Source organism: Flavihumibacter sp. ZG627 (assembly GCF_000814325.1).
Lineage (GTDB): Bacteria > Bacteroidota > Bacteroidia > Chitinophagales > Chitinophagaceae > Flavihumibacter.
Genome location: NZ_JPHF01000005.1, coordinates 81875 through 101644 on the forward strand (window position 1 = coordinate 81875; position 19770 = coordinate 101644).

Sequence of the window (19770 nt, forward strand, 5' to 3'; positions counted from 1 at the left end):
GCGTTCTTATAAAAACAAAACAAACAACAATAATTATGGCATTAGAATTCACCGACGCCAACTTCCAGAACGAAGTATTGGCTTCAGATAAACTCAGTGTAATCGATTTCTGGGCTGAATGGTGTGGCCCTTGCCGCGCTATCGGGCCGGTTATTGAGGAACTTTCCAAAGAATACGATGGTAAGGTGAAAATCGGTAAAGTGAATGTGGACAACAACCCACAACTCTCTATTAATTATGGAATTACGTCTATCCCAGCAATTTTGTTTGTGAAAAACGGACAGGTGGTAGACAAACTTGTAGGCGCCCAACCCAAGGCTAATTTCATCAAAAAAATAGAAGCACACATTTAATCCCTTCTGACACAGGTCATGACAGATGTCAGACAGCTATAAGTACCTTAGTCAGATACTATTTTAAGCGTCGGGAAATACCCGGCGCTTTTTAATTGAAAGTAGCATTTTCCCCCCTTATTTGTAATTGGTCAGCCATACATACGAAAGATGATGATTTTTCGTTAGAGGGTTAGATCCAAGCCTATGATACGTCCAATTCCAGGTGTCAGCCTGCTTCTGGCCCTATTGGTGCTGCTTACCAATGCCTGCTCCAAAACAGGAGTGAATGAAGATTCGCTTCCTGATTCTCCGTCCCTCAATAAATCAATTACAAAATATGCAAGGATAGGCCTCAGTGGACGAATAACCAATGAGAAAGACGAACCCTTAAGCAATGCCTTTGTAAGAGCTGGCAACCAACTCACCCAAACAGATCGAAATGGTCATTACCATTTCTCATCTATCTATACATGTGCAAATGCCACTATGATAGAAGTGGAAGCGCAGGGATATTTCCGGGATTATAAGTCACTTGAAGTGCTTGATGGGTCGAAACAATATAACAACATAACCTTAAAGCAGAAAGACCAACATCTTTTGTTTGGTGCTGAATCCGGCGGAACGCTATTGCTTCAAAAAGATGGACAGATCTCTATCCCTTCGGGCGTGATCATTGATAAGGTCAGCAATACCTCATTTTCAGGAAATACACGAATGGACGGATTCATAATTGATCCGTCATCAACATCATTTTATTCGCTTATTCCCACCATAAGAGGCCTCCGATTAGACGGATCAGACGCAGCTCTTCGATTTTTCAGTTTGCTACTGCTTGAACTCACAGGCTCATCCGGTCAACCACTTGAAATTTCAGCAGGCGACCACTTATCTGTTCAGTTTCCGATTGCTGATGCAACCAATGCGCCTGCAACAGCTTCATTATGGTATTATGATGAAGTTAATGGGCAATGGATTGAAGAAGGAAAGGCAATTAAAGAAGGAAATATCTACAAAGCTAATCTGAGCAGAATAGCAACATGGTCGGTAGCAATAGGTGACCCAATAGCAACAATAAATGCTAACATCACTGACAAGTCTGGAAACAGACTTTCCTTTTCAAGGGTTCAATTATTTGATGCAAATGATGGCAGTGTTCTTTCAGGTATTCTTCGTGCGGATGATAAAGGATATATTAATATGCCTGTACATGGCAACTATTCGCTCCTGATGAAAATTTCAGATGATTGTGGTTCAGTAATTGGCACCAGAAAATTCGGGACTGGTACAGGCACCACCTGGCTGGGGAAATTAGTTTCAGAAAATAACGAATCAACAACAGTTGTGCTATCCGGAAAAATGATGAATTGCAAGAATGCCCCTATTCATTCAGGATATGTAAAAATAATGCTGGATGGTAAACTCTTCAGGGCAAGTATAAGTGATGGTTTTTTTGAGATCAGCCTTCCAAGGTGTACCAAAGAAATAACAACAGCTACTCTCATAGTTGTTGATGATGCAGGTGGTATTGAGAGCCATCCTTTTCAGCAGGAAGTAAGCAGTGGACATTATGATAATATAGAAATTAATGCCTGTAACAAGCAGACCGATCAATATATAAGTTACACAATAAATGGCACTAACTATCTTCTCCAGGCACCAACTGATTCATTGGTTCAGGCAGCAATCAACCAGGATAATAAGACCACAATTCTTTGTTATAGGGAGGCTGACAAGAATAAAGAGGCAGTGAGCTTTACATTTGCGGGTGCATCCAAGCCGGGCAATTATCCTGTAAGTACATTGAGCATCCGACAGGAAAAACTGCAGTTTACGCCATCAGGTGTTATAGCGATGGAAGTTACAGATTATGGTGCGCCCGGGGAATTTATAAAGGGGAGTTGTTCAGGCAAACTTCGGGACAGTAGTACAGGAAAAATCATTCCTTTCTCCATCCATTTTAAAGTATTGAGGAAATTCTGATCCTACATTAAAATCCCTGCAATGGTAGCGCTGAGGTAAGAAGCAAGGGTACCGCAAAGCAGTGCTTTCATTCCAAGCCGCGCAAGGTCGGCCCTTCTACCCGGAGCTATCTCCCCGATGCCACCTATCTGCATTCCAACTGAACTAAAATTTGCAAAACCACAAATGGCAATACTCACAATTAATAATCCTTTATCAGTTACAACGGGAACTGAATTATTGGTCAGATTCTGAAATGCAACAAATTCATTGATAGTTAGCTTTTGTCCGAGTAATGTTGCCACACTGTCAACATCGTCAACGGGAACTCCCATCGCCCACGCGAAAGGATAGAATATTTTTCCAAAAATAAAGTTTAGGCTAAGATCAAAGTTGGGATTAAAAATATGCCCTGCCTTAATGAGGATCCAGTCAACGCATGCAATCACCGCAATGAAGCCGATCAACATGGCAATTACATTCATTGCGATCTTAAACCCATCTCCCGCACCATGAGAAATGGCATCAACTACATTGGTATAATGACTTTTTACTTCAAGCTTTACACGTCCCATTGTTTGGCTTTCCTCCGTTTCGGGGTACACAATCTTGGAAATGACCAATGCACCAGGAGCAGCCATCAGCGATGCCATAATTAATTTGGGGGCAAGATCAAACCCTGCCTGGGCACCCATATTAGCATAAACCACAAGAATGCCACCTGCAATACAGGCCAGGCTACCGCTCATGCTCGCAAGAAGTTCGCTCATGGTCATCGTTTGAAGATAAGGCCTGATCATCACCTGGGCTTCTACCTGTCCAACAAAAGCACTGGCAACATTACTCAACGCTTCTGCCCCACTTACCCTCATTACCCAATTCATTGCTTTAGCGATCACAGCTACAATCCTCTGCATGATCCCGAAATGATAGAGGATCGCAACAAGTGCGCAAACAAGAATGATCGTGGCAGTAACATTGAACGCGAATACAAAACCTGAATTGAGATAATTCCCGACAGAACCATCTGGCTGGGCTACTGCAATACCGCCATAAACAAAAGATGCACCCTTACGGGCAAATATTTCGATCTTCTCCATACCCTTTCCGAGTATCTGGAAAAAATTTGTGACAGCAGGAACTTTTAAAACCAGGATAGCTATCAGGAGTTGAAGTGCAATGCCACTTCCGATAACCCTCAGGTTGATCTTTTTTTTATTATTGGAGAACAGATAAGCAATACCTAATATCAGAATTATTCCAATGATTCCCTGAAACCGACCCATGCAGTTGAAGTTTTACTGGCAGGAAAGATAAAAGATTTTGGTTTAATCGCACGGTTAGCCTCCTGCATTGTTGTAAGCTTGGTCACAGGCAGTTATATTTGTATTTCTGCCAGGCCCAGCCCAATGATAAAAAATATTTTATTCCTTATCTTTTTCCTACTCCTGCTATCCCCATGGCTTATGGCCCAGCAAGGTAAGATCGTGATCACAAATGGTGAGCGGATAGGTATTTCCCGTGAGCTCAGTGGCTTTGTTCCGGAAAAGGGGAAAAAGAATACCATTGTTCGAGATAACAAAGGGTTATTGTGGAATCGTGGTAAACGAAAGCCGCCTGTGATCAGTAATGATCCAAAAGCGGTTTTCCTTAAAGAAGATCCCTTACGGAACAGACCTGTACGCCGGCCTTCCCAAACACTTAGTGAAAACAAAACATTATCACCTGAATTTATCACCAACAGGGAGGGCATTGGGTCAACCGGAATTACTCCTGCCGACCCCACCCTATGTGTTGGACCAGATAATATCATTCAAATGGTGAATGGGCCATCCGGTGCTTATTTTCAGGTGTATGACAAATCGGGAAATGCTTTTACAGAGGCTATATATTTAGATAACCTTGTTGATGGTGCAGGTTATAGTGGCGCAGGTGATGGTATTTGCCTTTATGACCAATATGCTGACAGATTTGTAATGACAGAATTTGGAACACCTGATGGAAGTACTGACATTAATACTATTGTGATGTTTGTATCTGCTACCAATAATCCATTAGGTAGCTGGTATATATATAAATTCACTGACCCGGGTTATTTCCCTGATTATCCCAAGTTCTCTGTGTGGACGGATGCCTGGTTTGCAACCAGTCGCGATTTTACCTTACCCGATAACAATTTTGCCGGGATTTCATTTTATGCATTCAATAAATCCCAAATGATAGCTGGCGAACCCAATGTGCAATTGCAGCGGGTGAGGCTTACCGATGCGGAGAAATATGATGGAGCAGCACCAATCAATGCATTTGGTCCATCAGCACCCACTCAGGGTTCACCGGGATTGTTCACCTTTCGTAATGATGATGGAAGAACTATTGCAGCTGATGCTGACAGTGTGGTGTTACTCGCTTTTGATGTAGACTTTCAAAATCCTTCCAACAGTAATTTTTATACCTTAAGCTCTCACCTTACAGCACCTTTCAACACTACCTTATGTAATGAGGGCGGCTATTTCCAGGCTTGTGTTACTACTCCCGGTAACAATAGTAAACTTATGGCCACCACGTCTTTTGTGATGGACAAACCCATTTGGCGTAAGTACGATACCCATGAATCGATATTAGTTTATCACACTGTAAATGCAGGGGGGGCAGGCATCGCTGGTATTCGATGGCACGAATTGCGAAGAACTTCGGGTGATTGGCAGTTGTTCCAGGAGGGCACCTATTCACCGGATGATACACACCGATTTTACCCCTCGATGAATATGAATGCTTTTGGACAGATCATGGCAGTCTATAACAGTTCTTCAACAACTATCTGGCCATCCATTACGGTAACTGGCAGAAATGCAAATGACCCGCCAGGAAGTCTGCCGGCAGATGAAACAATGGTTGTAAATGGAACAGGATATGGCACCTTCTCCTCACGATGGGGAGATTATAATATGATGGCACCCGACCCTGTAAATGATTCAATATTCTGGCTCACCTCGATGTATGGTGACCCGGGCGGGTGGAGAACAAAAGTTGCTTCAGTGAAACTGGCAGCCAATAAAGATCTGGATGCCAAGCTTTATACAATACTATCCCCTCTCAATGGCGAAGTGTTTTGCGATGCCGCCGATATAGTTTCAAGAATTCGTATAGGGAATAGCGGTAATACCACACTCACTTCTGCACGTATTAACTGGCAAATCAACAATGGAACCATTCAAATGATCAATTGGAATGGTTCCCTGACTTATGGGGAATCGGAAGAAATTACACTTCCGGTAACCATTACAGGTAATGGACCCTTTATCATAAAAATATTTATTACTAATCCTAATAATAGTATTGATCAAAGAAATTCGAATGATACTCTTTCAGTAAATATTAATGTACGTCAACCTGCAACCGGATCATTCTCCCAGGGATTTGAAGATGCTGTGTTTCCTCCAAATGGCTGGACAGTATTAAATCCAAATGCAGGCTCGGTTACCTGGACCAGAACACTTAATGCCAGCAGAACCGGCATTGCATCCACTTACATGAATCTCTTTAATTATAATGGTGTTGGTGATGAGGATTACCTGGTTTCCCCAGGAATTTCTTTAATAAATACCGATTCTGTCTTTATCAATTTTTCTCATGCTTATAAAGCATATTCGGGCTCCTCTAGTTTTGCCGATACACTGAAATTGATGGCCTCCCTTGATTGTGGAAACAGCTTTACCAACGTACTTTGGAAAGAAGGTGGAACAGGATTAGCAAGCACCGCCGGATTTACCGGAGATATTAACTGGGTACCGGGTGACAATGAATGGGCTGATAATTCAATCCGGCTACCGGTGAGTTATTTTGATGGTGCAGAAAATGTTTCATTCGCATGGGTATCGGTCAACAAATTCGGCCAAAATATATATCTCGATGATATTAACGTGCAGGCATATACGCTACCTCAATTAGACATCAGTATCAATAAACTCATTAGTCCTTTACCCAATGAGTGCAGGGGAAACTTTGAACCATTAATCGAAATTCGTAACAACGGCCTTCAAACGGTAGAGTCTTTCAGGGTAAGTTTGCAATGGAATGATGGTGAAATCATAAGCCGTTTGATTGATGGGATAAATATCAATACCGGTCAGCTTTACCAGTTAGATTATGACAGTTTATTTAGTGCAACTAATTTGGGAAGAAATCAATTCCGGGTATGGGTATCACAACCTAATGGAAGTGCTGACCAACAACCTTTAAATGACACTATCACCCAGGAGGTATTTTTATTCCGCATTGAACAGCCTCCCCTTAAGGAAAGCTTTGAGCAGAATTCATTCCCACCCGTTAACTGGAATGTAATAAACCCTGATAATGGTATTGGATGGCAATTAAATAAAGAAGCTGCTACGAATGGTTCGAGATCGGCTATTATTCGTAATTACATTAATCCCGTTCCAGGGGATATCGACGAACTCTACTCTTCACCAATAAATTTTCAAAACCCGGATTCTGTTTTCCTCCGATTTGATCTGGCCCATATCGCTTCCAGAGCGGAGGGTGACCCCACCGATACATTAGAAATTTTTATAACCCGCAATTGTAACTTGCCACTCCAACTGGTTTATAAGAAATGGGGAACAGCATTACAGACTGTTAATGACCCGAATTTCCCCGGCACTGTAGAATTTAAACCAACTCAAAAGGCCCATTGGCGAACTGATTCAGTAAATCTTACCGGAATAGTGCAGGAAAACGATGTAATACAGGTGATCTTCCGAAATACCAGTAACCGCAACAACAATCTTTATCTGGATGATATTAGGCTCTATGATGTAACTTTGCCAACTAAATTGAAGGAACAGGGTTGGCTCGTAACTCCTAATCCCACTACCGGAAATATTCAGATAAGACATTATCTCGATCTCGAAAAGCTGAAGAAAATAGAGGTGATCAATATGGTGGGGCAGCGGGTTTGGGCAACCAGTTATAATGGAAATGCATCCAGCCTGGTGTATGCAGATATATCCCGGCAACCAGCAGGTATTTACATTGTACGTTTGATTTACAATAATAAGGTTAGAACAACCAGAATCATAAAGACCATCAGATAATATGACCAATATAGAATTAGGGCAATTGAATATTACTCTTACGGATCAGTCATTAAGAAAGATCGGGGAGAAAGTGATTGCGGGAGAAAGGATAACTCCTGAAGAAGGAGTGATATTATTTGAAAAAGGATCCCTTTCCTGGCTGGGTAGTCTGGCAAATCATGTCAGGGAAAAACTGCATGGACAAAAAACCTATTTCAACAGGAATTTTCATATTGAGCCAACTAATGTTTGTGTATTCAGTTGTAAGTTTTGTTCTTATTCAAGATTGTATGCTCACAAGGAAGAGGGCTGGGAACTGACAACGGAACAGATGCTCGATATAGTTCGAAAATATGATGGTCAACCAGTTACGGAAGTGCATATTGTTGGTGGTGTACATCCCAAATTAACGTTGGAGTTTTTTGCCGATCTTCTTCGCAAAATAAAATCACACCGGCCCGACCTGCATCTAAAAGGCTTTACACCGGTTGAGTTGGATTATATGTTCAGGAAAGCGAAAGTTAGTGTGGAAGAAGGAATGAAGTATCTGCATGAAGCGGGCCTGCAATCCTTACCAGGAGGTGGGGCCGAAATTTTCAGTGCTGATATCAGGGAGCAGATCTGTGCCGACAAAGTTGATGCGGAAGGATGGCTTAAGATACATGAAGTGGCGCATGCATTGGGTATGCATAGCAATGCTACAATGCTTTACGGTCACATAGAATCATACCATCATCGTGTTGATCATATGGAGCGATTGAGAAACCTGCAGGATAAAACAAGGGGCTTCAATACATTCATCCCATTAAAGTTCCGTAATAAGGATAATGAGATGAGTCATATCCCGGAAAGTACTATTGTGGAAGACATGAAAATGTATGCTGTGGCGCGGATCTATATGGACAATTTCCCACATCTGAAAGCCTACTGGCCTATGCTTGGGAGAAATAGTGCCCAGCTAACTTTATCATTTGGTGTTAATGATCTGGATGGCACAATTGACGATTCAACAAAGATCTATTCAATGGCAGGTTCTGAGGAACAATCTCCTTCTATGACTACTGCAGAACTAGTAAGCCTTATCAGGCAGGTTAAAAGACAGCCGGTTGAAAGGGACACGCTTTATAATGTCATAAATGATTATTCAGATTCCGTCATTGTTGATCAACAGGTGAATCCTGTTCACAATTAAAGATTTGATCAGCATTCAGGAAGGCTCAGTGGGATATTCAGCGCAAGGCCACCATCGGATGTTTCCTTGTATTTACTGCTCATATCCTGGGCAGTATCCCACATAGTTTTTACCACTGCGTCAAGAGATACTTTTGCGAAATCAGGCGAACTTTGCAATGCAAGCTGAGAAGCCGTTATAGCTTTTATGGCTCCCATTGTATTTCTTTCAATGCAGGGAACCTGAACCAGTCCGCCTATTGGATCACAAGTTAACCCAAGGTGGTGTTCCATGGCAATTTCAGCAGCCATCAAGGCCTGCCTTTGAGTGCCTCCGGTAGCTTCAGTGATTGCCCCCGCGGCCATGGAAGAAGACACACCGATCTCAGCCTGGCATCCTCCCATGGCCGCTGAAATAGTAGATCCCTTTTTGAATATACTTCCGATCTCTGATGCTGTGAGCAGGAACTGTAGAATTGCATCTTCTGAATCGCCTTTACAGAAAACAACAAAATATTGAAGCACTGCTGGTATCACACCGGCGGCACCATTGGTAGGCGCTGTTACTACTCTTCCGAAAGAAGCGTTTTCTTCATTTACGGCCAGTGCAAAACAACTCACCCAGTCAAGAATATACTTAAAATCATTCCCCCCCTGCCTTATTGCATTGATCCATTCATCATATCCTGAGTATTCAATTCCTGCAAGTAATTTTTTATTGAGTGCTGCTGCTCTTCGCTTCACCTCTAACCCACCGGGAAGTACTCCTTCATGATGACATCCCCTGTACATACAATCTTTCATTACATTCCATATCCGAACAAGGCCTTGGCGGGTTTCTTCCGGTGAGCGCCATGCTGATTCATTTTCCAGTACGATCTCATGAATACCCAGGCCTGTTTTCCTGCACCAATGCAGGAGATCGTCAGCCTTATCGATCGGGAAAGGCAGTTGCACCTGGCTCCTGGAATCCACCTGCTCATTTTCCTGCTGAACAAATCCCCCACCTATAGAATAATAGGTTTCAGAAATATGCTCTCCATTAGAAAGGGTGGCGAGGAAACTCAGCGCATTAGGATGATAAGGAAGTGTTTCGTTCATCAGGAAAATAATATCTCCTGATGGATCAAATGGGATAGGATGCTTTTTTGCAAGAATGAGTTCTTTGTTGTTCTGAAGATTATATATGATATGTGCTATCCCGTTTACGTCGCAGGTCACTGGATCTTCACCCAATAATCCCATTTGTACCGCGATATCAGTTCCATGCCCCTTCCCCGTTTTAGCGAGTGAGCCATATAACAAAACCTGCACCTGGGTAACAAGTTCAAGTTTGCTGGCAGTTTCCAAAGACGCGGTGAAGTATTGGGCAGCGCGCCATGGTCCAAGTGTATGTGAACTGGATGGCCCCACACCTATCTTGAAAATATCGAATACGGAGATCGGTTCGTTTGGCAAAGTTTTCTGGTTTAATGCGAAAATAAGGAAGCCCCTGCAGCTAAACAGGGGCCCTGAAATATTAATGTAAATGGTATTAATTGAAATCTACCAGAGTCACATCAAAAACAAGAATAGAGTTGGCTGGAATGGAACCCGCGCCGGTGCATCCATAGGCTAAGGCAGAGGGAAGAATCATCTTGATCTTTCCCCCCTTTTTGATTTTAGGAATTCCGATCTGCCAACCTTGTATCAATCCCCCCAATGGCCACCATTTTGTTGGATCCTGGATTGGACTTGTCATTTCATCAAACTTATTGCCATTCGTAAGGTAACCGCTGTAGGTGACAGCTATCCTGGAATTCACTGTGGGAGCAGAACCCGACCCCTCTTCTATTATCTGATAATAAAGACCCGAAGGATCTTTTACGGCAGTAATGTTATTGGTTGTTATATATTGTTTAATTGCAGATTCTTCATTTTGCGGGGGAACAGGATTACAGCTGGTATCACTTTTGGAGCAATGCCAGGTTCCCAGCACAACCATCATTAACAATAAGACAAAACCGATTCTTTTCACCATTTTTTTAAATTATGCGCAAATATAGTAGTTGACCTGATAATGACCCCTTTTCAGACCCATCTGTTGCATCACACATCAAAATGAATGCCTAAAGGCCTTCCTGTTGCTTTAGTTCCCTGTATTTCTGTTCATGCTGCTCCCATTGGTGTTGGCGGTAAAATATGGCAGAAAATGTTATTATAAGGAGAATCGCTATGATCAGCACCATGGGATTGAATTTGGAACCTGCTACCATAGCTGCTCTTTTGTACCAACCAGTTGCATAGTTAAGAATAATGGGTATACCAAAAAGCAGTCCCACCGGTAAACCCACCAACCATGAACGAAAATATTTCTTTTGTTTCAAACGATTTGCTTCCCAATACACTATGAAATCCTTTTCCTCTTGTGTAAGCATGAACCTTTTTTTGCAAAATTAAGAACATTCAGTGGCCCATTGCCTTGCTTTAAATGGTAATAGCAGGAAGAGCCGATTTTTCCTTATTTTGTGTCAAACCAATCTATCCAGCTTTGAAAGTTGATAATTTACTTACCCAGTTTTTATACCAGCATAAGAGATTGAGCCTGCCTGGAATCGGAACTTTTACTACTGATGGCGGATCCGTACAATTTGATAATGATTCTGATAAGGAGTTAAGCCAGGACCTGGTTAACTACATAAAGACACATACCGGCAAAATGCAATCCCTTGCCATTTCCGACCTTGAATCTTTTATAATGCTTAATAAACAGTTTCTGAATATCGGGAAAGCATTGTACATGGAAGGTATCGGAACACTTGTAAAAACAAAGGAAGGTGATTTTGAATTTACGCCGGGGGGCGTCGTTACAGAACGGCTGGAGGACCTCCGACCAACTCAACCTTCGGCTTTTGATGAAACAGCACCGAGGTATGACCAGCAAAATGTAGCCTCCAGATTAATTGTGATATTTCTGATAGTGCTCACGATTGGTCTGGTAGGATGGGGCGCATGGTATTTATTCAAACAAAATAGTGAGACTAATTTACCTGAACAAACAGCAGTTCCCATATCCGAACCAGAACAAGACAGCCTGAATATTATTCCTGATTCTAATACAATTATGAATCCTGTTGATAGCCTTCGGAATTCAGATACTTCTATCAGCCGAAGGCCAGTAACATTGGCTGGTTCCGTTGAAACAGGAAGATGGAAATTTATTATCGAAGAAGCAGCCAGGGGCAGGGCTCTAAGGCGATATGACCAATTGAAAACAATGGGTAAATCTATCTTAATGGAAACCAGTGATTCGGTTACCTACAAATTATACTTCAGCTTGCCGGCAAGCCCATCTGATACCGCGCGAATCAGGGATTCATTAAAACTTTTCTATAATAGCAAAAAGGTTATTGTAGAGTAAGAACTCAATATGCCCTTTCATCGCCCCTGATTGTTACCATTATCGTCATGAATATAATTTTCACATCCATGAAAATGGTCCAGTTTTCAAGGTACCATAGATCATATTCAATTCTTCGGCGTAATAACTCATTATTGGTGATCTCACCTCTGAAACCGTGCACCTGGGCCCATCCCGTCAGTCCGGGTTTTACAAAATGCCGGATCATGTATTTCTTATAAATATTTGAGAAATCCTCCGTATGTTTTAACATATGCGGCCTTGGTCCTACAACCGACATGTCTCCAATCAATACATTAAAAAACTGAGGGAGCTCATCAATATTTGACTTCCGAAGGAATCGCCCAAAAAAAGTAATTCTCCTGTCATTCCTTGTTACTTGTTTTGTATCTGATTCATCATTAAGACGAAGGCTTCTGAATTTGATACAGGCAAAGGGACGATTATTTTTACCGGAACGCTGCTGTATAAAGAAAACAGGACCTTTTGAATCCAATTTTATCAGGATCGCAACAATGGGAACCAGCCACGACAATATAAAAATGATTACAAAGAGGCTGAAGGCTATATCAAAAAGACGCTTCTTAATGCGGTTGCCTGTATCCTCCAATGGTTCAGAACGCAGGGAAAGAACTGGGATATTATCAACAAAGTCAACATAGATGTTCCGGTTCACAAACACATTGTAATCAGGAACGAATTTGAAATGTACAAATAGTTTATCCGCTTCTTTGGCAAGATCATATAAATAAGGATATTTCTCCGGAGCCAGGGTTGAATATATTTCAGCAATATTATTTGTCTTTACATATTCCAGACAATCCTGTAGCCCGCCAAGAATGGGGAAATCAGAAAGTTCATTGACCCTTTCCTTATCTTCAAAACAACCAGAAACCTTTACCAGTTTGGACTCACTTCGAAAATACCTGATCAGTCTTTTTGAAATATCATTATACCCAAGTATAACAACTTTCTTTTCCATGCGGAATCTACTACGAAGTGCCATAACAAGCACATTGAATAAAACCCTATTGATAAGGGTGAGTAGTCCAAATAAACCAATAGATGAGATAATATAGAATCTTGAAAACTGGAACTCATACAGATAGAGAAACACCATTAAAAAAACAATGGTTATTACAAAGCTCTTAATGGTCTTTCTTATAAAAACAGAGAAGTCAAGCCACTGCTTACTAAGATAAAGGGAGGAGAGAAACCCCGCTGAAAGCCAGGCTATATTGAAGAAGGCCATATAAACATGGTATTCCCTTTTTGCATACAAATCGGCCCATTCAACATTCAGGCTTACAAGCAGCAGAACGGCATTCAATGATATAAGGTCCCACAACCATAATATTGACCTGTAAAAAATGAAGGAAAGTTTATTCATAAAAACAAACGGCTATTGGTAACGGTCAGCAATGATCTTAACTATTCTTTCGGATGTGTGACCATCCCATAATTCAGGGATAGAACTTTTTTTCCATTTTCCTTCATTAACCTTTACCAGAAAAGGTACCAGTTTGACAGGATCCGTTCCTACAAGTTCATTGGAACCAATGGTTATGGTCTCAGGTCTTTCCGTACTGCTTCTCAATGTCATACATGGAACTGATAGAACGGTAGCTTCTTCAGTTATTCCGCCCGAATCAGTAATTACAGCTTTAGCATTTTTGACAAGATACAAAAACTCAAGGTAGGGCATCGGGTCGGTTAAGTAAAGGTCGGGATGAGCATAGCCGGATTGATCTATTACTTTTTTTGTTCGTGGATGAACGGGGAATATAACACGGGAAGGAGATGTTCCTTTCATTATATTCTGCAAGAGATTGACAAGGTTGTTCATATCATCAACGTTTCCCGGACGATGCAGTGTTACCAGGAAATATTCCTTTGAAGTAAACTCCTCTTCCTTCCACCAGGTGGGTGCCTGCAAATTTTCAAGGTTCTGGAATAAAGTATCAATCATTGTATTACCTACAAAATATATACTTTCAGCTGTTTTACCGGAGGTCTCCAAAGTTTGGGAAGCTTCCTGGGTTGTAGTAAAGAATATATCAGTAATGGAGTCGGTAACTATTCTATTAATTTCCTCGGGCATAGTGAGGTCACCCGAACGGATACCTGCTTCCACATGGGCAACATCAATGCAAAGTTTTTTTGCCGTAATTGCACAAGCCATGGTAGAAGTCACATCCCCAACTACCAGAACAAGATCAGGCCGATTTTCCTGTAGTTCCTTTTCAAATCCGACCATAATTGCCGCGGTTTGTGCAGCCTGGGTTCCACTTCCCACACCCAGATTATTATCCGGCTGCGGGATTCTCAATTGCTCAAAAAAATCATCACTCATCTTCTTATCATAATGCTGCCCGGTATGAACCAGTCTGAATTCAATTTTAGGTCCCTCATTATTATGTTCTTTTATCGCCCTGATGATGGGAGCAATCTTCATAAAATTTGGCCTTGCTCCTGCTACGATTGTAATTTTCATTGGTCAGCTCTTTCTGAATTTTTCCTTAAGTATAAGTAAGATGAATTTGGTATTGCCCACAAGATAGCGTTTCCACATGCGCCTGGGCTCCTGTATCACGCGGTAAAACCATTCCAGTCCCCACTCCTGCATCCATATTGGTGCCCTTTTTACAAAACCTGCTACCACATCAAAACTTCCCCCTACTCCCATAATAAAGGGAGTACGTATAATATCTTTGTATTCATTGAGGAATATCTCTTTTCGGGGTGATGAAATGGCAACAAAAAGGATATGTGCCCCTGAATCCGCTACTTGCTTTGCCACCACGCTATCTTCATCTCTCCCAAAGTATCCGTTTCTGTATCCGGCAATTATATCTGAACTATACTTTTGGGTGTAAACAGTAACCACCTTTTTTACTATCTCCTCCCGGGCACCCAGGAAAAATATTTTATAACCCTTCATAAATGCCAGTTCCACCAATTGTTCCATCAGGTTTATTCCTGCAACCCTTTCAGGAAGTGGTTGGTTGAGAATACGCGATGCCCAAACAATTGATTGTCCATCCGCATTTATTATATCACAATCAACAATGCTGGCTTTAAGTGCTACATCATGCTGTGCATTCACCATTTTTGCGGCATTCACAACAACATGGTGAATTCTTTCATTCCTGGTTATTGCCTGATCAATTTTTCCTAATGTTTCCGCCATTGTAAGGGCATCAATAGGAATATCACAAATTGTTACTCGCATACCTCTTTCTCATGATTTATGTAAATCGAAAACGCATAGAACATCCACGCCTGTGCCCAGCGCATATAGGGAACCTCAGACTTTATAAAGCGGTTTAATTGGTAACTGAAATATCCATCCCTATGTTGCATATTCTTAATTGTGAAGCCAAGAACAGACTCAATAATTCCTCCTGCCCTATCCCATTCACCAAGGGCATCAATTGTTGCGACCAACTGCGCAGGTGCATGAATATCCACCGGATATGTTTTATGACTATAATACCGGGAAATGCCTTCGGGAGTAAAAAATGTGTTCAAATAATAATCCAGACCTTTTTCTAATGCCGCATTAAAACTTTGATCCCCAGTATAAGTCCTGTACTTTGATATACTCTCAAGATTAAATCCAGTATGAAAATTATCTATCCATTGATGATAGCTGAGATCACCGTAAGCCCAGGATCCATTTTGCTGCTGCTTTCTGGTATTAAATGCCACAACATTCCGCGATATACCCGCGAGTTTTATATCACCCGTATAGCTTGATATCCGGGCTAAAAGCCCCGCGCCCAGTAAGCCTGCATTATAAACTACGGAATGATCCAATGGAGAATAGGAAAAAGTAAATTCATCGTTTTCACCCATTGTCCGATTAAGGTCTTTCAATATAAAATCAGCGGAAGAAATAGCCGTCTGCAACCAACTCTCTTCCTTAAAAATTTCATAAGCATCAAATAATGCATGGGCAATAAAACTCGTGGCTACTACTGTGGGAGTATTGCGTGGCTGAAAAAAAGCACGGGCCTGCCAGTCAAAATTATAACCCCAACAGGCACCACTCCACCCATCAGGACGGAGTTCAATTATTTTGTCTGCAAGAAATCGAAGCAACTTTTCATTTTCGGGATCGGGGTCATTTCTGAAAATGCGGCAATAAGCTGAAAGAAATAATCCCAATGCTTTGGGATTATAATCCTTTTCAATACCTGCCAATGGTCTCAGATTAAAAGGAAACCTTTTAAAAAATTGGATCCACGCAAGCCTGGCTAAACGATTCTTTGAAAAAACAGGTATTGAGTTAAATAATTTACTATTTAACCCATCGTAAGGATCATATCCCTTGAATCCTTCCTTAATGCAATAAGTTTTCAGCTTTTCGAAAGCTTCCAAAATATCATTATTCATACTTTTTCCCTGCCATAAGTTCATTAAATAATATCTCGTATGGCTTATAGTATCCATCAAAACTTACTGTTTCTTTTTTGAGGCCATCCAGCTTTTCGTTTACTGTTTGGGCGATCACTTTTTCAAGATCATTGATATCTCTCGAACGGAATAGAATAGACCCTTCTGGACGTTCCACAGCATCTGAAACCACAACCGGCTTTGAAAAAGCAATTGCCTCCCGAACGGTCAATGAATCCCCATCTGACATTGTTGGACGGCATACGATATCTGAGTGCCTGATCAGGCTCACAAAGGATACCGGCTCCTTAACAAGAAGGAATAGGTCTGAAATACCCAGGCTTATAACCTTTGCCGCCGATTCATTATAATATTCCTCATTCTTTTCCAGCGATGACACTACAAATACAATCGCCAGCTTCATATTTTGTAATTTCCATCTGCGCGCTAATTCAATACAGAGATCCAGGCCATAGAGATCTTCACCCTTAAACTTAACTAATTGAGAGGCGTTACAGCATACCAGTTGGCATCCCTCTTCCCTTTTATTATCAATCCATTTTCTTATAAATTCAGGCAATTCCGGCTCCATACTTAATATTGGGGGTAGAAAGGCATGCCTGACAATGGTCTTTTCCGGAAGATTAATTCGTTTTGCAATAATTTCATTTACCGCGATGATCTTATTTACACGTGCTAAAAAAAATGATTCGAGCTTTTTTGCAAAACCATGTCTTGTTACGGGATAGGAATGAAAAGTTAACAGAACCGGTTTTTGGAATAACCTTGCAATGAGAATATGAATAAAGCGTAATAGCTGGCTTCCACTATGAATGAAAACAAGTTCAGACTCAAAGATCAATTTGATATAAGTGCCGGGTCTGAATGAACGAATATTAAAGATGCCTGGTTTTATCGTTCTGGATTCATCGGCAAAATTAATATCAAAGCTGCCCGAAAAAAAATCAAATAATCGCTTCAGGTGTATGCTCACACCACCAGCCGGGGGGAATACAGGTCCCGCAATTAAAATTCTTTTTTTATCACTCATTGCTGCTGGAAATATTCTCCCTAATAAGGCTCGCAATTTTTCCACTTAATATCCTTGCACCTGAATATGATAAATGGTCTTTATCTTGAAACATTTCCGGGTTTCCTGCTATCGGAGAATATTGTAAAAAATCATAAAAAGGAACATCATATTTGGCTGCCATTTCTTTTGCCAGTTCAACGGAATAATCCTGTGATGAATATTTATCATAATAGGGAGAAACCACAACCATTACCGGAATGTTTTTAGCGTTACATAGTTCAAGAATGGAACGAAAAGCATTGACCTTGTTACTGTCGATCGGATATGTTCTGTCTAGTTTTAGTTCCTGTGGTGGATGTTTCATCTTCCCATGAAGGGCAAAATATCCATTATCATTCGCCTTTCGCTTCTTGTTATATTCCATATTACCGATTAATATAACAGGCATCAATGAATTGAAAGGGTAAATAGCGGAGCTGAGCTTTAATGGTTCATAATCACCCCGCAATTTAATAATATCACGTATATCAGGATTTCCCCTATAAAAGGGTAATAAATTAGATAAAGGATCATAGCTGCCTGGGAATTCGAGGAACTCCTTCACTGTAAAATCAACAACTATGAACTTGGGTTTATAGCGTTTCAAAACCCCTCGCAATATTGCAAGTTCATACAACGTAAAATTCCCCTCTCTGCCAGTATTATAGCAAGAATATCCAGTTGAGTCTGTAATGATTGAGGGTATATAGTGATGGCTTGCCCTTGACGATCCGAATATAAGTACATCTTCACTTGTTTTGTTCATTGAGTATATGGTCTGGTACTCAAGTCCCGATTCCTGCCGGAAATAGAAATACCTCAGCATTGCACCCACCACCTGGTCGGCCAATACGATAAAAAATAAAACAATCAGAAGATTCTTGAAGAACGCTTTCATATCGGAGTTAATACTAACTAAATTCATTGGAGTTAAAACTGGAAATAAATGAATTGCCCCCCATCAAACACTCCAAATAATAAAATGATCAATACCAGAACTACATAACTTGAGTATCGAAGAAAACGGTTGCTATTATAGGTCTTCCATATAATATTACCATGCCTTTCGAGCAAAATTTCAGAAATCAGCAGGAATGCAATGGCCATTATACAATAAGCCATTAAAGGATTGTAATAAAATAACGGTCCCGAAAAAGTAAACACACGGCTTATTATAAGCATGGCATCGTCCAAAGATTCAGCCCTGAAAAATATCCAGGAAAAACAGATTAGGATAAAGGTGATGAGGATGTTTACAACCTTGATGAATCTGTTATTCACCGGTATTATTTTCCCGATATACTGATCTATATATTTCCTTCGCATCATGGCTGTGATAAGGTAAATTCCATTCAATCCCCCCCAGATAACATATGTCCAGTTAGCCCCATGCCATAGACCACTTATAAGAAAAACTATGAACAGATTGAGATATACACGCGGCAGGGATACCCTGTTACCTCCAAGAGAAATGTACAGGTAATCCTTAAACCATGTTGATAGTGAAATATGCCATTTTTTCCAGAATTCAGAGATATTCTGAGCCAGATAGGGACGATTAAAATTCTTCATCAGGTCAAAGCCCATTACCCTCGCCGATCCAATGGCTATTTCAGAATAACCTGAAAAATCACAGTAAATTTGAAATGCAAAGAATACAGTGGCTACTATCAATGTGATACCTGTATGTTCCTCGGGGTTGCCATAAACCGCATTCACGTAAATGGCCAGCCTGTCTGCTATAAAAAGTTTTTTTACAAACCCCCATAACATCAACCTTAGTCCGCTTACTACATTATTGTAGTCAAATCTGTGTTTAGTATAAAACTGATGAAGAAGGTTTTGTGGTCTTTCAATTGGTCCAGCCACCAACTGCGGATAGAACATAACATATAGTGAATATATTCCAAAATGACGCTCAGCAGGCTGATTGCCTCTGTACACTTCAATGGTATAACTCATCGCCTGAAATGTATGAAAGGAAAGTCCGATGGGTAAAAGGATCTGCAGGTACGGTATATTATTAGGTATGCCGAAATTCCCCAGGATATGAGTTATATTATCATTGATGAAATTATAGTACTTAAATACAGCCAGAACACCAATATTGGCAACCAGGCTTGCAATCAGTAATAGTTTTCTTTTATGTCCACTGCTGTTTTCAATATAAATTCCTGCGAAATAATCCACCACAATAGTAAACGCCAGTATTAGCAGGTAAACCGGTACGAATGCCATATAAAAATAACAACTCGCCGCCAGCAACAGGAACCATCTGTACTTGTGTGGTAACAGGAAATAAAGTCCCGTAACTATTATGAAGAAAAAAACAAACTCTATTGAATTAAAAAGCATAATTAC

16 protein-coding genes are annotated in these 19770 nt (G+C 40.9%); 5 read left to right on the plus strand and 11 right to left on the minus strand.

The genetic code is table 11. The annotated features are described in order from the left end of the window. Window positions 1-8: 8 nt before the first annotated feature. Together trxA and HY58_RS12065 are read left to right on the plus strand one after the other, a co-directional pair. The gene (trxA, locus tag HY58_RS12060; RefSeq protein WP_256381584.1) at window positions 9-353 is read left to right on the plus strand and encodes a thioredoxin; all 345 of its coding nucleotides are present in this window, start codon (window positions 9-11) and stop codon (window positions 351-353) included. Window positions 354-539: 186 nt separating this feature from the next. Further along, window positions 540-2315, plus strand: a complete 1776-nt coding sequence (locus tag HY58_RS12065; RefSeq protein WP_039132285.1) for a carboxypeptidase-like regulatory domain-containing protein — start codon at window positions 540-542, stop codon at window positions 2313-2315. Window positions 2316-2317: 2 nt separating this feature from the next. Here HY58_RS12065 and HY58_RS12070 read toward each other — a convergent pair whose 3' ends face one another. Beyond that, window positions 2318-3580 carry a NupC/NupG family nucleoside CNT transporter gene (locus HY58_RS12070; protein WP_039132287.1) on the minus strand — a complete coding sequence of 421 codons (1263 nt, stop codon included), beginning with the start codon at window positions 3578-3580 and terminating at the stop codon, window positions 2318-2320. Between the two features lie 180 nt (window positions 3581-3760). Here HY58_RS12070 and HY58_RS12075 point away from each other — a divergent pair, with 180 nt between their 5' ends. Both HY58_RS12075 and mqnE read left to right on the plus strand, forming a co-directional pair. Then, the gene (locus HY58_RS12075) at window positions 3761-7387 is read left to right on the plus strand and encodes a T9SS-dependent choice-of-anchor J family protein (protein WP_172644655.1); all 3627 of its coding nucleotides are present in this window, start codon (window positions 3761-3763) and stop codon (window positions 7385-7387) included. Between the two features lies 1 nt (window position 7388). Next, on the plus strand, window positions 7389-8561 hold the full coding sequence (gene mqnE, locus HY58_RS12080) for an aminofutalosine synthase MqnE (protein WP_039132291.1): 1173 nt from the start codon (window positions 7389-7391) through the stop codon (window positions 8559-8561). Window positions 8562-8569: 8 nt separating this feature from the next. Here mqnE and HY58_RS12085 read toward each other — a convergent pair whose 3' ends face one another. The 3 genes from HY58_RS12085 to HY58_RS12095 all read right to left on the minus strand — a co-directional run bounded on the left by HY58_RS12085 (window position 8570) and on the right by HY58_RS12095 (window position 10956). Further along, entirely contained in the window at window positions 8570-9997 is a 1428-nt protein-coding gene (locus HY58_RS12085) for an L-serine ammonia-lyase (RefSeq protein ID WP_039132294.1), read from the minus strand. Window positions 9998-10073: 76 nt separating this feature from the next. Beyond that, on the minus strand, window positions 10074-10559 hold the full coding sequence (locus HY58_RS12090) for an FKBP-type peptidyl-prolyl cis-trans isomerase (protein WP_052324083.1): 486 nt from the start codon (window positions 10557-10559) through the stop codon (window positions 10074-10076). 88 nt (window positions 10560-10647) lie between these two features. Then, complete coding sequence (locus tag HY58_RS12095) at window positions 10648-10956, minus strand: hypothetical protein (RefSeq protein ID WP_039132296.1); 309 nt, start codon at window positions 10954-10956, stop codon at window positions 10648-10650. Window positions 10957-11069: 113 nt separating this feature from the next. Between HY58_RS12095 and HY58_RS12100 the strand changes: the two genes are divergently transcribed. Beyond that, window positions 11070-11939: a hypothetical protein gene (locus tag HY58_RS12100; RefSeq protein WP_156123676.1), complete on the plus strand. Its 870-nt coding sequence runs from the start codon at window positions 11070-11072 to the stop codon at window positions 11937-11939. Between the two features lie 4 nt (window positions 11940-11943). On the opposite strand, the gene HY58_RS12105 is transcribed toward HY58_RS12100, so the two are convergent. The 7 genes from HY58_RS12105 to HY58_RS12135 are packed head-to-tail and all read right to left on the minus strand — an operon-like array spanning window position 11944 to window position 19764. Further along, a complete protein-coding gene (locus tag HY58_RS12105) occupies window positions 11944-13329 on the minus strand; it encodes an undecaprenyl-phosphate glucose phosphotransferase (protein WP_039132301.1) in 1386 nt (461 codons plus the stop codon). Between the two features lie 12 nt (window positions 13330-13341). Then, complete coding sequence (gene wecB / locus HY58_RS12110; RefSeq protein WP_039132303.1) at window positions 13342-14433, minus strand: non-hydrolyzing UDP-N-acetylglucosamine 2-epimerase; 1092 nt, start codon at window positions 14431-14433, stop codon at window positions 13342-13344. Window positions 14434-14436: 3 nt separating this feature from the next. Next, window positions 14437-15171, minus strand: coding sequence for a WecB/TagA/CpsF family glycosyltransferase (locus HY58_RS12115; protein WP_039132306.1), 735 nt, complete (start codon window positions 15169-15171; stop codon window positions 14437-14439). Next, on the minus strand, window positions 15162-16337 hold the full coding sequence (locus HY58_RS12120) for a delta-aminolevulinic acid dehydratase (RefSeq protein WP_039132511.1): 1176 nt from the start codon (window positions 16335-16337) through the stop codon (window positions 15162-15164). The genes HY58_RS12115 and HY58_RS12120 overlap by 10 nt, the downstream gene beginning before the upstream one ends. After that, window positions 16330-17388: a hypothetical protein gene (locus HY58_RS12125; RefSeq protein ID WP_039132308.1), complete on the minus strand. Its 1059-nt coding sequence runs from the start codon at window positions 17386-17388 to the stop codon at window positions 16330-16332. Before HY58_RS12125 ends, HY58_RS12120 begins: the two co-directional genes overlap by 8 nt. After that, complete coding sequence (locus tag HY58_RS12130; RefSeq protein ID WP_039132311.1) at window positions 17381-18307, minus strand: hypothetical protein; 927 nt, start codon at window positions 18305-18307, stop codon at window positions 17381-17383. Before HY58_RS12130 ends, HY58_RS12125 begins: the two co-directional genes overlap by 8 nt. Before the next feature lie 32 nt (window positions 18308-18339). Next, the gene (locus HY58_RS12135; protein WP_039132313.1) at window positions 18340-19764 is read right to left on the minus strand and encodes an MBOAT family protein; all 1425 of its coding nucleotides are present in this window, start codon (window positions 19762-19764) and stop codon (window positions 18340-18342) included. Window positions 19765-19770 lie beyond the last annotated feature (6 nt).